We start from the raw sequence: 14045 nt of genomic DNA, 5'->3' as shown, positions 1-14045 counted from the left end.
TCAGTATAGGATGGGCGGCAAAGCGCCACAAGACAGTCAATATGCGGCAAAGCCCCGTCGATCTCCACCTGCACAGCACCGCCTCCGATGGTCGTCTGGCCCCGGCTGACGTGGTTGCCCGCGCCGCCCAGGCCGGTGTCAAGCTCATGGCACTGACGGATCATGACACCCTGGACGGGCTGGACGCCGCCGCCGGCGCCGCTCGGGTCGAGGGCATCGACTGTCGGGCGGGCATTGAGCTCTCCGCTCGCTGGGCCCGGGGGGTGGTTCACATCGTCGGACTGGATCTGGATCCGTCGGCGGCGGTTCTGGTCGCCGGTGTGGCCCGTCAGCAGCGGGAGCGGCGGCAGCGTGCGGATCGCATTGCCGAACGGCTTGCCCGAGCCGGCATGGCCGACATCCGTGACCGGGTCGCCACCCTGGCGTCAGCGGGAGTCCCTGGGCGCGCGCACTTCGCCCGGGCTCTGGTGGAAGCCGGCCATGCCCGCGACATGCCCCACGCGTTCGACCGCTACCTGCAGCGCGGCCGGCCCGGTTATGCCCCGGTGGACTGGGCGACCATCGATGAAGTGGTCGGCTGGATTCACCGGGCGGGCGGGCTCGCCGTGTTTGCCCATCCACTCCGGTACCGGCTTTCCCGGGGTGCCCTGCGGGCGGCAGTTCAGGCCTTCGTGACGGCCGGCGGCGATGCCATCGAAGTGGCCAGTGGCGGTGGCGGCCGCGACGACCTTGCCGCGGCATCGGCGCTGGCGAAGCGATTCGGGCTGGAAGCTTCCATTGGTTCGGACTTCCATGATCCGGATTTTCCCTGGATTGCCATTGGACGTTTGCCCGCCGTGCCGCCGGACCTGAAACCCATCTGGCGGCGTTGGGGAGCCGGTTATGACTGACCCCGACCGGGATCAAGCGCCGCCGGCAGCCTCGTCGGTTCATCCGTTTTCGGCCATGAACCCGGGGCTGCTGCTGGACATGGTGGAATCCACCGGCCTGGCGCCGGACGGGCGGCTGCTGGCGCTGAATAGCTACGAAAACCGGGTCTACCAGATCGGTCTCGATGACGGCGACTTTGTGATCCTCAAGGTTTATCGGCCGGGGCGCTGGTCCGCCGAGGCGCTGCAGGAGGAGCATGCCTTCGCTCACGAGCTGGCGGATCACGACATTCCGGTGGTCCCACCGCTGGCGGCAGGTCACGAGACGCTCCGGGCTTACCAGGGATTTTTCTTCGCCGTGTATCCCCGTCGCGGCGGTCACGCGCCGGAACTGGACGACCCGGACACTCTGGAGTGGCTTGGGCGTCTGCTGGGCCGCCTTCACACGGTGGGCGCTGCCCGGCAATTCCAGCATCGCCCCCAGGTTGATGCGGAGTGGATGGGGCGTGGCAGCCGTGATTTTCTGCTGGCGGAGGGCTGGATCCCGGACCATCTGGAGCCGGCCTACCGGTCGCTCACCGACGATCTGTTGCTGGACATCGAGGCCGCGTTCCAGCGCGCCGGTGAATGGACACCAATCCGGCTGCACGGCGACTTCCACCCGGGCAATATTCTCTGGACGCCTGCCGGGCCTCACCTGGTGGACCTGGATGACTGTCGTACCGGGCCGGCCATTCAGGATCTGTGGATGATGCTGGCCGGTGACCGCCCGGAACGCACCATCCAGCTGGCCGATCTGCTGACCGGCTATGAACAGTTCTGCGAGTTTGACCCCCGGGAGTTGCAGCTACTGGAGGCGCTGCGCACCCTGCGAATGATGCACTACGCCGCCTGGCTGGCGCGGCGCTGGGACGACCCGGCCTTTCCGGCGGCTTTCCCCTGGTTTGGCGATCACCGGTACTGGGAGGCGCATGTCCTGAGCCTCCGCGAACAAGCGGCCGCGATGCAGGAGCCGCCGCTGTGCGTATGATGGCAACCGTCGCCTGAGCAAACACAGCGAGGCCATCCATGCTGATTGTGATCATCGGCGCCGGCACGGTCGGTACCAGTCTGGTGGAGCGAGCGCTGGCCACAGGCAGTAATGACGTGGTGGTGGTGGAGTCGGACCCGCAGCTGGCGGAAACCTGTGCCCAGCGTTTTGATGCCCGGGTTCTTGCCATGGACGTGGGCGACGAGGGGTTCGCTCAGGAAAGTCAGCTGGACCGTGCCGAAGCACTGATCGCCACCACCGACGATGACTCCACCAACATCATGGCCATGCTGCTGGGCCAGGAAGCGGGGATCGGGACGCTGACCAGCACAGTCAATCGGGAGGCCCACGTGGCGCTGTTCCGACGGCTGGGAGTGCGGGTACTGGCCGACCCGGAGCGCCTGGTTGCCCAGCACCTTCTGGACATCACCCTGCTTCCGGAGACCCGCGACGTCACCACCCTGAGCGGCGGCCAGCAGATCATCGAGCTGACCCTGGGCGAGGCCTCTCCCCTGATTGGCATGAACGCCGCCGAACTGACGAAGAGTGACCTGCTGGCCGACGGCCTGAAGATGATCGCCCGGGTACGCGACGGCGAGACCCGGGAACTGGCTCCCAAAGACACCCTCGCCGCCGGCGACGGCGTCATTCTGTTTGCACCAGAGCGCCTGCACGGTCGCCGGCGACGACTCTTCCGCGAACATAACCTCGAGGGCTGAGCCGTGCGCGAAGTCCTGCGCGGCGTCGGCTTTCTCCTGCATGTACCGGGACTGATGGCGTTGCTGTCGGTGCCGGTGGCCTGGCTCTCGGGAGAGGCGTGGGCGCTGCCCGGGCTGCTGCTGACCGCGCTGGCGGCGCTGGGATCGGGCCAGGCACTGATCTGGACCACCCGGGGGGTGGGTCCATTCCGGCGTTATCAGTCCATGCTGATCGCCGCCATCAGCTGGGCCCTGATCGCGCTGGTGGGTGCTTTGCCATTCTGGCTGGCCGCCCTGTTCGGTCCGAATCTCGCGACGCTGAACTCATTCCAGAGCCCCGCGCAGGCGATCTTCGAGTCGGTCTCCGGGTTCACGTCCACGGGCCTGACCATCATCGCGCACCCCTCGGAGCTCCCGATGCACCTGCAGTGGTGGCGGAGTTTCAGTCAGTGGGTCGGGGGGATCGGAGTGATTCTTCTGTTGCTGGCGATCCTGCCGGCGGAGCGCGGTGCGCTGAATCTGTATTTCTCCGAGGCCCGAGAAGAGAAAATTCTGCCCACCGTGAAATCCACGGTTCGGGCCATCTGGCTGATCTACGTGGGCTATACGCTGGTTGCGATCGGCCTGCTATGGCTGGCCGGGGAGCCGGTCTGGAGGGCCGTCAACCACGGCATGACAGCCATCGCCACCGGCGGATTCACCATCACTGACGATAGCGTCATGAGTGCTTCGGTGCCGGTCAAGATCGTCTACATTCCGATCATGATCGCCGGGGCGATCAGTTTTCTGGTCCACTACCGCCTGATTGTCGAGCGGGTGCCGCTGTCGCGTCTCTGGCAGCTGACCGAGCTGCGCCTTATGGTCTGGATCACGGCGGGCGGTGCCGTGGCGTTGTGGCTGGAGCGAGGCCTGCCCCTGGAGGTGGGTGGCCTGGTCGACACGGTCTTTGTCTGGGTGTCTGCGATTACCACCACCGGCTTTGCCGCCGCGGATCTTTCACGTTGGTCCGATGCGGCCCTGCTCCTGGTCCTGCTGGCGGTGCTCATGGGCGGCATGACCGGGTCCACCGGCGGTGGCGTCAAGCTGCTTCGAGTGGGTCTGTTGCTCAAGGATCTGCTGTCCCAGTTGCGCTCCCTGAGAGCAACGCCCCATGAAATGGTCACCGTTCAGCATGATGGCCAGCGTCTGCCGCCGGATGAGGTGGCGAATCTGGGGCGAATCGCAGCTCGTCTGGTGGGTATTTTCATGCTGCTCTGGCTGCTGGGGGTCTTCACCCTGCTGCATTGGCTTCCCGAGGACACGCGGCTCGCCCATGTGTTCTTCGACACCGCTTCGGCCCTCTTTAACTCGGGGCTTTCCACCGGTCTCGCGGGGCCGGGCCTGGATTCCGCCGCCGCGCTGGTGCTGAGCCTGCTGATGCTGCTTGGGCGGCTGGAGATCTTTCCGCTGCTGGTGCTGGTGGCCTGGGTCATGGGCCGGCGTTGATGCCGGCGACTCCGGGATCACCCATGTTGCGCCGCAGTCTGTACAATCCCCGGTTTGCCCTGTTCGGCCTGGTGCCGGTCATCTCGACCGGTGAGACCCGTGGCCGTCATCGATTCGCGAGCGAACCCAATGACTAGCAGTTCCCATTCCCAGGATGTTCGCAACCTGCGCAACATCGCCATCATCGCCCATGTGGACCACGGCAAGACCACTCTGGTGGATCAGCTCCTGCAGCAGTCCGGCACACTGGAATCCCGGGGTGACGCCCAGGAACGGGTAATGGATTCCAACGACCTCGAGCGCGAGCGTGGAATTACGATCCTGTCCAAGAACACCGCCATTCAGTGGCAGGATCTACGGGTGAACATCGTTGACACGCCGGGGCACGCCGACTTCGGTGGCGAAGTGGAGCGGGTGCTGTCCATGGTGGACTCGGTGCTGCTGCTGGTGGATGCCGTGGACGGCCCCATGCCGCAGACCCGCTTTGTGACCCAGAAGGCACTGGCCCGTGGCCTCAAGCCCATCGTCGTGGTCAACAAGGTGGACCGGGACGGCGCCCGCCCGGACTGGGTGGTGGATAAGACCTTCGACCTGTTCGACAACCTGGGCGCCAGTGACGCCCAGCTGGACTTTCCCGTGATTTACGCCTCCGCCCTGAACGGTTATGCCGGGGTGGACTCCGAGGTTCGCGGCGGCGACATGACGCCGCTTTTCGAGCTGATTCGGGACAGCGTGCCGCCCCCGGAGGTGGAGGCCGATCGGCCGTTTCGGATGCAGGTGATTTCGCTGGACTACAACAGCTATGTCGGGGTCATCGGGATAGGCCGCATCGAGCGTGGTCGGGTCAGCAGTGGCCAGGCCCTGGTCTGCGTTGATCGCGATGGTAACCGGCGTTCGGTTCGCATGCTCCAGGTGCTGGGCTTCCTCGGCCTGGAACGGGTGGAAGTCCCGGAGGCCAGCGCCGGTGACATTATTGCGTTCACCGGCATCGATGGCATCAATATTTCCGACACGCTGTGTGATCCGGCGGACGTGGAGGCCCTGCCTGCGCTGACCGTGGATGAGCCCACCGTGTCCATGACCTTTCAGGTCAATACCTCGCCATTCGTGGGTCGGGAGGGCAAATACGTGACGTCCCGGCAGTTGCGGGACCGCCTGATGCGGGAGCTGGAGCACAATGTCGCGCTGCGGGTCGAGGACACGGAGGACCCGGAGCGGTTCCGGGTGTCCGGGCGCGGGGAACTCCACCTGGGCATTCTCATCGAGAACATGCGCCGCGAAGGCTACGAGCTAGGTGTCTCCCGTCCGGAAGTGATCACCCGTGAGCAAAACGGACAGCTGGAGGAGCCCTTCGAGCAGCTTACCGTCGATGTCGAAGAGGATTATCAGGGTGCGGTCATGCAGCGCCTCGGCGAGCGCGGCGGTGAGCTCACCGACATGCTGCCCGACGGCCGCGGCCGGGTTCGCCTCGATTACATCATTCCGGCCCGGGGGTTGATCGGCTTCCGCACCGAATTTCTGACCGCCACCTCAGGCACGGGGTTGATGTTCCATGTGTTTGATCACTACGGACCGGTCAAGCGGACCGACTACGGGCAGCGGGTTAACGGCGTGCTGGTGGCAATGGCCAACGGCAAGGCACTGGCCTATGCGCTGTTCAATCTCCAGGACCGTGGCAAGCTCTTCATCAGCCCCGGCGAGGAAGTCTACGAAGGCATGGTGATCGGACTGCACAGCCGCGACAATGATCTGGTGGTCAATCCCATGAAGGCAAAACAGCTGACCAACGTGCGGGCGGCCGGATCCGATGAAAACATCATTCTGACGCCCCCACAGCGTCTCACCCTCGAGCAGGCGCTGGAGTTCATCGATGATGATGAACTGGTGGAGGTGACTCCCGGTGCCATCCGCATCCGCAAGAAGTTTCTTCTGGAACACCAGCGCAAGCGGGCGGCCAAGGCCAGCGGCTGAAACGGCGCTGGCTAGTGGTCCCGCTCGACGATGTAGTCGGCGAGGGCTCGCAGGGTATCGGCCCGGTCACCAAAGGGGGCTAGTGACTCCACGGCCTCGTCCCGAAGTTCGGTGGCGAACCGCCGGGCTTCCGCGAGCCCCATCAGCCCGGGGTAGGTGGACTTTTCCCGCCGTGCATCGGCGCCGCTGGATTTGCCGGTGAGGGCTGACGTCCCGGTGACATCCAGAATGTCGTCCTGCACCTGAAATGCGAGTCCGATGCAGCGCCCGTAACGCTCCAGCGAAGCCAGTGAAGCCCGCTCGGTGTGGGTAGCGCAGAGCGCCCCCAGGCGCAGGCTGGCAAGTATCAGAGCGCCAGTCTTGTGGATGTGCATATCCTCGAGTTCGGCCACGTTGATGCGCTGCCCTGCCGCGGCCAGGTCCATGGCCTGGCCGCCCGCCATGCCCCGAGACCCGCAGGCGGCGGCCAGTGTCTCGATCATGGCCAGCCGCTGCTGCGGCTCCGGTGTCTCGGCGGCCGCGATCAGCCGGAAGGCCAGCGTCTGTAGCGCGTCCCCCACCAGAATGGCGGTGGCCTCGTCGTAAGCGCGGTGACACGTGGGCCGACCCCGGCGGAGGTCATCGTCATCCATGGCCGGCAGATCATCGTGCACCAGGGAGTAGGCGTGAATCAGCTCCACGGCACAGGCCGGTGGATCCAGGCGCTCATCGTTAATGCCAAACACCTGGCCGCCCTGATACACGAGAAGCGGTCGCAGCCGCTTGCCCGGTCCCAGCACCGCATAGCGCATCGCCTCATGCAGGCGCCGGGGCAGGAGCGCCGGATCCGGCAGCACGGCGTCCAGCGCGTTTTCGACGCGCGCGCGACAGAGGTCAAACGTCTGTTGAAGCGGGGTCATCCATGCCTTCATCAAGGGGGCGTGTGTCACCGTCGGGTGTCTTTTCCAGCAGGATCTCGACGCGCTGCTCGGCGTCAGCGAGCGCGGTCTGACACTCCCGGGTCAGACGTATGCCCTGTTCGAAGCACTGCAGGGACTGCTCCAGGGTCAACTCGCCCCGCTCCATCTGCTCAACCAGCGTCTCAAGGGTCTTGAGGGCGGTCTCGAAATCGGGTGTTTCGGTGTTTTCGCTCATGACCGGAGTTTACCGCGGGTGGCGGCACGACGCACTCGCCGGCCCCCCCGGGGCGCGGTACACTGCGGCGGTTATTCACCGTGACCGTCAGCAGGAGGCCACAGCCCCGATCATGAGTGATCGCTACGATTCCGCGGCCATTGAGGTCCTCACCGGACTGGATCCGGTCCGCCGCCGGCCCGGCATGTACACGGATACCACTCGCCCCAACCATCTGGCGCAGGAGGTCATCGACAACAGTGTCGACGAGGCCATGGCCGGACATTGCCGGCGGATCGACGTCACCCTCCACCGGGATGGGTCGTTGTCGGTCAGTGATGATGGCCGCGGGATGCCCGTCGACATCCATCCCGAAGAGGGGATTCCCGGCGTTGAGGTCATCCTCGGTCGGCTCCATGCCGGTGGCAAGTTTTCCCGGGAGAGTTACCAGTTCTCCGGCGGCCTTCACGGCGTCGGGGTATCGGTGGTCAATGCGCTGTCCACCCGGCTGGTGGTGGCCATTCGCCGGGATGGCCGCGAATGGCACATGACCTTCGCCAATGGTGAAAAAGTTCGGGATCTGGAGCCCGTAGCGGAAGTCGGCAAACGCAACACCGGGACCACGCTGCATTTCTGGCCCGATGCCAGCTATTTTGACTCCGCCAGGTTTTCCCTGCCGCGTCTGCGGCACGTGTTGCGGGCCAAGGCCGTACTCTGTCCCGGGCTCACGGTCCGGCTCCTGGAGGAGTCAACCGGCGAAGAGACCATCTGGTACTACGAAGACGGCCTGGCGGATTACCTGTCCACGGCACTGGCCGAGGTGGAACGCCTGCCGGATCCGGTTTTTACCGGCGACTTTTCTGCGCTCCACGAGGCGGTGGAATGGGCCGTGACCTGGCTACCGGATGGCGGTGAGACCGTCCAGGAAAGCTACGTCAATCTGATACCGACCCTGCAGGGCGGGACCCATGTCAATGGCCTGCGGACCGGATTGACGGAGGCGCTGCGGGAGTTCTGCGAGTTCCGCAGTCTGATGCCCCGGGGCATGCGCATCGCTCCGGAGGACGTTTGGGAACGGGTGGCCTACGTGCTGTCCATCAAGGTCGAGGAGCCGCAGTTCTCCGGCCAGACCAAGGAGCGACTGTCGTCCCGGGAATGCGCGACCTTCGTCTCCGGGGTTGTAAAGGACGCCTTCAGCCTCTGGCTCAACGAGCACACCACCGAGGCAGAGCGACTGGTGGAAATGGTGATTGCCAGCGCCCAGCGTCGTCTGCGGGCAGCCCGCAAGGTCACTCGAAAGCGGGTGACCCAGGGGCCGGCGCTACCGGGCAAGTTGGCGGACTGCAGCAGTCAGGATTCGGCCCGGGGCGAATTGTTTCTGGTGGAGGGAGACTCCGCCGGGGGATCGGCCAAGCAGGCCCGGGACCGGGAGTTCCAGGCGGTGATGCCGCTGCGGGGAAAAATCCTCAACACCTGGGAGGTGGATCCCTCCGAGGTGATGGCCTCCCAGGAGGTCCACGACATCGCCGTCGCCCTGGGCATTGAGCCCGGTTCGCCGGACCTGTCCGGACTCCGCTACGGCAAGGTTTGCGTGCTGGCAGACGCCGATCCCGACGGTGCCCACATCGCGACATTGCTCTGTGCGCTTTTCCTGAAACATTTTCCGGCACTGGTGGCGGCGGGACACGTGTTCATGGCCATGCCGCCGCTGTATCGCATCGATGTCGGCAAAGAGACCTGGTATGCGCTGGATGAGCAGGAGCGCCAGGGCATTCTCGATCGCATCGCCGCCGAGAACCGCAAGGGCAAAGTGGCCACTACCCGTTTCAAGGGACTGGGCGAGATGAACCCCCTTCAGCTGCGGGAGACCACCATGGCGCCGGACACCCGGCGACTGGTTCAGTTGACCGTTGACGCCCCGGCCGAGACCGAGGCGCTCATGGCGATGCTGCTGGGCAAGCGTGCGGCTTCCCAGCGCCGTGCCTGGCTGGAGCGCAAGGGTGATCTCGCCGAGGTTCTGGTTTGATTGATGACAGGAGTACCTCCCCCTCATGAGTGAGCAGAGCGCCCATCGGGACTTTGAACAGCGCCCGCTGCACGAGTTTACCGAGAAGGCCTATCTCGACTACTCGATGTACGTCATTCTCGACCGGGCGTTGCCCCACGTCGGCGATGGCCTCAAGCCCGTGCAACGGCGCATTGTCTACGCCATGTCCGAGCTGGGTCTGTCCGCGGCGTCCAAGCACAAAAAATCCGCTCGGACCGTGGGCGACGTGCTGGGCAAATATCACCCCCATGGGGACTCGGCCTGCTACGAGGCCATGGTGCTCATGGCACAACCGTTTTCCTACCGTTATCCCCTGGTGGACGGCCAGGGCAACTGGGGATCCGCCGACGATCCCAAGTCATTTGCGGCCATGCGGTATACCGAGGCCCGACTGGCCCCGTATAGCCGACTGCTGCTGCAGGAGCTGGGGCAGGGCACCGTGGAATGGCAGCCGAATTTCGATGGCAGCCTGGATGAGCCCGTCACCCTGCCGGCCCGGGTACCGAATGTCCTGTTGAACGGTGGCACCGGGATTGCCGTGGGCATGGCGACCGACATTCCGCCCCACAATCTGCGCGAAGTGGTGTCTGCCTGTATTCGACTGCTGGAGCAGCCCGAGGCCGATGTGGCAGCGCTTTGCGAGCATGTTCAGGGGCCGGATTTCCCCACCCATGCGGAGGTCATCACCCCGCCCGAGGACATCCGGCGTATTTACGAAACCGGCCACGGCGGGTTGCGTCTGCGGGCCTGCTGGGAGCGTGACGGTCGTGATGTGATCGTCACCGCGCTGCCGTTTCAGGTCTCCGGTAGCCGGGTTCTAGAGCAGGTGGCGGCTCAGATGCAGAGCAAGAAGCTGCCCATGGTGGAAGACCTGCGGGACGAGTCGGATCACGAAAATCCCACCCGGCTGGTGATTACGCTGCGCTCCAGTCGGGTCGATGCGGATGAGGTCATGTCGCATCTGTTCGCCACCACCGACCTCGAGAAGACCTACCGGGTCAATCTCAACGTGATCGGCCTGGACGGACGCCCGCGGGTGCGCAACCTGCGCGAACTGCTGTCGGAGTGGCTGGAGTATCGTCGCGAGACATTGCGGCGGCGCCTGGAGTGGAGGCTCGGCAAGGTCGAGGCCCGACTGCACGTCCTTGAAGGGCTGCTGATCGCCTACCTCAACATTGATGAGGTCATTGCCATCATTCGGGAAGCCGAGGAGCCGCGGGCTGCCCTCATGGAGCGTTTCGGCCTCACCGAGACCCAGGCCGAGGCCATCCTGGAGTTGCGTCTGCGTCATCTGGCCCGGCTCGAGGAAATGAAAATCCGGGGCGAACAGGATGAGCTGGGCACGGAAAGAGATCAGTTAAGCCGGACCCTGGGGTCGCGTCAGCGCATGACGCGTCTGATGCAGACCGAGCTCAAGGCCGACGCCGAAGAATACGGCGATGATCGCCGTTCGCCACTGGTCACCCGGGACAGTTCCAGAGCCCTGAGCGAGAGCGATCTGGTCCCCAGCGAGCCGGTGACCGTGGTGCTGTCCCGCAAGGGGTGGGCACGGGCGGCCAAGGGACACGATGTCGACCCGGAACGGCTCTCCTACCGCTCCGGTGACGGATTCAGTGACGCGGCGCCGGGTCGAAGCAACCAGCTGGCGGTGTTTCTTGACGACCGGGGCCGCAGCTACAGCCTGCCGGCCCACACGCTGCCCTCGGCCCGGGGGCAGGGCGAGCCGCTTACGGGACGCCTGCAACCCCCGGACGGAGCCCGGTTTGTTCATGTGCTCTGTGGTGACGCGGACAAGGCCCTGCTGCTGGCCAGCGACAGCGGTTACGGGTTTCTGACCCGCCTTGGCAATCTCCATAGTCGGCAGAAAGCCGGCAAGGCGGTGCTTAACCTGGGCAGTGACAGCCGGAGCCTGCCGCCGGTATCCGTTCCCGCCGGGGCGGAGCAGGTGGCGGTGGCCACCAGTGCCGGGCGATTGCTGGTGTTTCCGCTGGCCCAGCTGCCTGAACTGGCTCGAGGCAAGGGCAACAAACTGATTGATATTCCATCCGCCCGGCGGCGCGACGGCAGCGAGCGAGTGGTGGGCCTGTGCGTGCTCGAGGCCGGTCAGCCGCTGGTGGTGCAGGCCGGCAAGCGCCACTTGACCTTGAAAAAAGACGATCTGAGCGGCTATGAAGGAGAGCGGGGACGGCGCGGCCGCGCACTGCCCCGGGGATTCCAGCGTGTCGATGAGTTACTGGCTCTGACTGAGGGTTAATCTGATGAAGCGGGTCATGCTTTTCCTTGGGACCAACCTGGCCATCATCATTGTGCTGGGAACGGTCCTGCGTCTTCTGGGCGTTGATCGTTTGCTGGAGGAAGACGGCGGCGCTCTCAACTATCAGGCACTGCTGATTTTCGCCGCGGTGTTCGGATTCGGCGGCAGCTTCCTCTCCCTCGCCATTTCCAAGTGGATGGCGAAGCGGTCCATGGGCGTGAAAATCATTGAGCAGCCCAGCCACGAGGGTGAGCAGTGGCTGATTGACACCGTCCGCCGGCAGGCGCGTCAGGCGGGCATCGGCATGCCAGAGGTGGGGGTGTATGACTCGCCCCAGGTGAACGCATTTGCCACCGGAATGAGCCGCAACAACGGGCTGGTCGCCGTGAGCACCGGTCTGCTGCGAACCATGACCCGGGATGAGGCCGAGGCGGTGCTGGCCCACGAGGTGTGTCATATCCAGAACGGCGACATGGTGACGCTCACCCTGATTCAGGGGGTGGTGAATACCTTTGTGATTTTCTTCGCCCGGGTCATTGGTCACTTCGTGGACCGGGTGGTGTTCAAGAACGAGCGGGGTCACGGCCCCGGTTTCTGGATCGTGACCATCGTCGCCGAGATTGTCCTCGCGGTGCTGGCCTCGGTGATCGTGATGTGGTTCTCCCGGCAGCGTGAATTCCGGGCGGATGCCGGTGCGGCGGACCTGGCCGGCCGTGACAAGATGATTGCGGCGCTCACGCGTCTGGCGGGCTCGCCGCCGGCGGAAGACTTGCCGGACCAGATGGAGGCCTTCGGGATCTCCGGCCGCATCGCCCGTGGTGGCTTCAAGCGCTGGTTCATGTCGCACCCGCCCATCGAGGAGCGGATTGCCGCCCTGAGAAATCGCTGACCACCGGGCGTCCGCCAGGCCGGGCCCCGTCAGTCAGCCGGCCCGGCCCAGGGGATCGGCACCTTCCACGGTGCACCCGCGACCTCGCGGACCAGCGTCGGCAGGAGATAACCCGGCAACGAGGCAGCCAACTCCCGCATGAGCGCGCAGGCGCGATCCACCGGCAGGTCGAAATGCGCCGCTCCCTGCACCCGATCCAGCAGGTGCAGATAATAGGGCTGGACGTTGATTTCGAACAGTCGCTCGCTCAGGGCCTTCAGGACGCTGGCGTCGTCGTTGACGCCCCTGAGGAGCACCGTCTGGTTATAAAGCCGGACGCCACAACGGGATAGCGCCTGCATGGCCCGGGCGACGGCTTCATCGATCTCATTGGGGTGGTTGGCGTGAATGACCAGCACCGGCGTCAGCCGCTGGTTCTGCAGCCATCCCAGCAAATCGTCATCCACCCGGCTTGGCAACACCACCGGCAACCGACTGTGGATGCGCAGTCGACGCAGGTGGGGAATGGCATCCAGCTGGCCACTGAGCCCCTGCAGCCGGCGATCATTGAGGGAGAGCGGGTCGCCGCCGCTCAGGATGACCTCCTGAATGCCGGGATCGGCCGACAGGTAGTTCACGGCCTGTTGCCACTCCGCGGCGCTGGCATTGGCCTCGGCGTAGGGGAAATGCCGGCGGAAGCAGTAACGGCAGTTGATCGCGCAGGTGCCGGTGGCCACCAGCAGGGCGCGGCCATGGTATTTGTGGATCACGCCGCCGTGGTGAAGGCTCAATCCGTCCCCCACGGGATCCGCGGTGTAGCCATCGCTATGGGTGCTTTCCAGGCCAATGGGCAGCACCTGGCGCAGCAGGGGGTCCGATGGATCGCCGGGGCGGATTCGGTCCAGATACGCCACCGGCACCCTCAGTGGAAACAGCCGGGCAGCCTCCCGGGCGGGCGCCTCAAGGGCCGGATCCAGGTCAAGTCGGGTCAGCAACTCGCCAGGATCCCGGATGGCGGCCTGAAGTTCGCGCTGCCATGGCGCTGCAGTCATGTTCTATCCCTTGGGTTTTTCCGTTAGCATCTGCGCCACTCACGCCGCCGGGGGCGGCTACGGGCGTAATGGAGAAATCATGGCGACTTACACCACCAACCAGTTCAAGTCGGGTCTCAAGCTGATGCTCGACGGCGAACCCTACACCATCGTCGAGAATGAATTCGTCAAACCCGGCAAAGGGCAGGCGTTCAATCGCGTCAAGGTTCGCAATCTGAAAACTGGCAAGGTCATCGATCGGACCTTCAAGTCCGGAGAAAGCGTGGAAGCGGCGGACGTCATGGAAACCGAGATGCAATATCTCTACAACGACGGCGAGTTCTATCACTTCATGGCCCCGGACACCTTTGAGCAGCATGCGGCGCCTGCGGCTGTGGTGGGCGATACCGGGAAATGGCTCAAGGAGCAGGATACCTGCAGTGTGACCCTCTATAACGGCGAGCCACTGTCCGTGGAGCCGCCGCCCCACGTGACGCTTCAGGTGACCCAGACCGACCCCGGCCTGAAAGGTGACACCAGCAGCGGCGGCAGCAAGCCTGCAACCCTGGAGACCGGAGCGGTGGTTCAGGTGCCACTGTTCATCCAGGAGGGGGAATTCCTCAAGGTGGACACCCGCAGCGGCGAGTATGTCTCCCGGGCCAGGGACTGAATTCGGACC

The 14045-nt window shown here is 64.9% G+C and carries 12 protein-coding genes; 9 read left to right on the top strand and 3 right to left on the bottom strand.

The window, feature by feature from the left end; translation table 11 throughout:
• Nucleotides 1-41: 41 nt before the first annotated feature.
• The 5 genes from GJ672_RS07420 (at nt 42) to typA (ending at nt 6053) form a co-directional block, all read left to right on the top strand.
• Nucleotides 42-890 carry a PHP domain-containing protein gene (locus GJ672_RS07420; RefSeq protein WP_154296594.1) on the top strand — a complete coding sequence of 283 codons (849 nt, stop codon included), beginning with the start codon at nt 42-44 and terminating at the stop codon, nt 888-890.
• Nucleotides 883-1899, top strand: a complete 1017-nt coding sequence (locus GJ672_RS07415; protein WP_154296593.1) for a serine/threonine protein kinase — start codon at nt 883-885, stop codon at nt 1897-1899. Before GJ672_RS07420 ends, GJ672_RS07415 begins: the two co-directional genes overlap by 8 nt.
• A gap of 38 nt (nt 1900-1937) precedes the next feature.
• Nucleotides 1938-2618: a TrkA family potassium uptake protein gene (locus tag GJ672_RS07410; RefSeq protein WP_154296592.1), complete on the top strand. Its 681-nt coding sequence runs from the start codon at nt 1938-1940 to the stop codon at nt 2616-2618.
• 3 nt (nt 2619-2621) lie between these two features.
• Nucleotides 2622-4082, top strand: a complete 1461-nt coding sequence (locus GJ672_RS07405) for a TrkH family potassium uptake protein (RefSeq protein ID WP_154296591.1) — start codon at nt 2622-2624, stop codon at nt 4080-4082.
• A gap of 129 nt (nt 4083-4211) precedes the next feature.
• Nucleotides 4212-6053: a translational GTPase TypA gene (gene typA, locus GJ672_RS07400; RefSeq protein WP_154296590.1), complete on the top strand. Its 1842-nt coding sequence runs from the start codon at nt 4212-4214 to the stop codon at nt 6051-6053.
• A gap of 11 nt (nt 6054-6064) precedes the next feature.
• On the opposite strand, the gene ispA is transcribed toward typA, so the two are convergent.
• Both ispA and GJ672_RS07390 read right to left on the bottom strand, forming a co-directional pair.
• Nucleotides 6065-6952, bottom strand: a complete 888-nt coding sequence (gene ispA / locus GJ672_RS07395; protein WP_154296589.1) for a (2E,6E)-farnesyl diphosphate synthase — start codon at nt 6950-6952, stop codon at nt 6065-6067.
• Entirely contained in the window at nt 6927-7187 is a 261-nt protein-coding gene (locus tag GJ672_RS07390) for an exodeoxyribonuclease VII small subunit (RefSeq protein WP_154296588.1), read from the bottom strand. Before GJ672_RS07390 ends, ispA begins: the two co-directional genes overlap by 26 nt.
• 112 nt (nt 7188-7299) lie before the next feature.
• Between GJ672_RS07390 and parE the strand changes: the two genes are divergently transcribed.
• The 3 genes from parE to htpX are packed head-to-tail and all read left to right on the top strand — an operon-like array spanning nt 7300 to nt 12356.
• The gene (gene parE, locus GJ672_RS07385) at nt 7300-9192 is read left to right on the top strand and encodes a DNA topoisomerase IV subunit B (protein WP_154296587.1); all 1893 of its coding nucleotides are present in this window, start codon (nt 7300-7302) and stop codon (nt 9190-9192) included.
• A gap of 25 nt (nt 9193-9217) precedes the next feature.
• The gene (gene parC, locus GJ672_RS07380) at nt 9218-11467 is read left to right on the top strand and encodes a DNA topoisomerase IV subunit A (RefSeq protein WP_154296586.1); all 2250 of its coding nucleotides are present in this window, start codon (nt 9218-9220) and stop codon (nt 11465-11467) included.
• Nucleotides 11468-11471: 4 nt separating this feature from the next.
• Nucleotides 11472-12356, top strand: coding sequence for a protease HtpX (gene htpX / locus GJ672_RS07375; protein ID WP_154296585.1), 885 nt, complete (start codon nt 11472-11474; stop codon nt 12354-12356).
• 29 nt (nt 12357-12385) lie between these two features.
• Here the strand turns inward: htpX and epmB are convergent, their stop codons facing one another.
• Complete coding sequence (epmB, locus tag GJ672_RS07370) at nt 12386-13387, bottom strand: EF-P beta-lysylation protein EpmB (protein WP_154296584.1); 1002 nt, start codon at nt 13385-13387, stop codon at nt 12386-12388.
• A 79-nt stretch (nt 13388-13466) separates the two neighbouring features.
• On the opposite strand from epmB, the gene efp reads away from it, so the two are divergent.
• The gene (gene efp, locus GJ672_RS07365) at nt 13467-14036 is read left to right on the top strand and encodes an elongation factor P (protein WP_154296583.1); all 570 of its coding nucleotides are present in this window, start codon (nt 13467-13469) and stop codon (nt 14034-14036) included.
• The last annotated feature ends 9 nt before the right edge of the window (nt 14037-14045 follow it).

The organism is Spiribacter sp. 2438, assembly GCF_009676705.1.
In the GTDB taxonomy this organism is placed as follows: domain Bacteria; phylum Pseudomonadota; class Gammaproteobacteria; order Nitrococcales; family Nitrococcaceae; genus Spiribacter.
The sequence above is the reverse complement of the archived record's forward strand: the minus strand, read 5'-3'. Positions and strand labels throughout refer to the sequence as shown.

Bases quoted from the DNA above. Each gene is read 5' to 3' on its own strand.
- GJ672_RS07420 (WP_154296594.1), top strand. From the start codon at position 42: ATGCGGCAAAGCCCCGTCGATCTCCACCTGCACAGCACCGCCTCCGAT.
- GJ672_RS07415 (WP_154296593.1), top strand. From the start codon at position 883: ATGACTGACCCCGACCGGGATCAAGCGCCGCCGGCAGCCTCGTCGGTT.
- GJ672_RS07410 (WP_154296592.1), top strand. From the start codon at position 1,938: ATGCTGATTGTGATCATCGGCGCCGGCACGGTCGGTACCAGTCTGGTG.
- typA (WP_154296590.1), top strand. From the start codon at position 4,212: ATGACTAGCAGTTCCCATTCCCAGGATGTTCGCAACCTGCGCAACATC.
- ispA (WP_154296589.1), bottom strand. From the start codon at position 6,952: ATGACCCCGCTTCAACAGACGTTTGACCTCTGTCGCGCGCGCGTCGAA.
- GJ672_RS07390 (WP_154296588.1), bottom strand. From the start codon at position 7,187: ATGAGCGAAAACACCGAAACACCCGATTTCGAGACCGCCCTCAAGACC.
- parE (WP_154296587.1), top strand. From the start codon at position 7,300: ATGAGTGATCGCTACGATTCCGCGGCCATTGAGGTCCTCACCGGACTG.
- parC (WP_154296586.1), top strand. From the start codon at position 9,218: ATGAGTGAGCAGAGCGCCCATCGGGACTTTGAACAGCGCCCGCTGCAC.
- htpX (WP_154296585.1), top strand. From the start codon at position 11,472: ATGAAGCGGGTCATGCTTTTCCTTGGGACCAACCTGGCCATCATCATT.
- epmB (WP_154296584.1), bottom strand. From the start codon at position 13,387: ATGACTGCAGCGCCATGGCAGCGCGAACTTCAGGCCGCCATCCGGGAT.
- efp (WP_154296583.1), top strand. From the start codon at position 13,467: ATGGCGACTTACACCACCAACCAGTTCAAGTCGGGTCTCAAGCTGATG.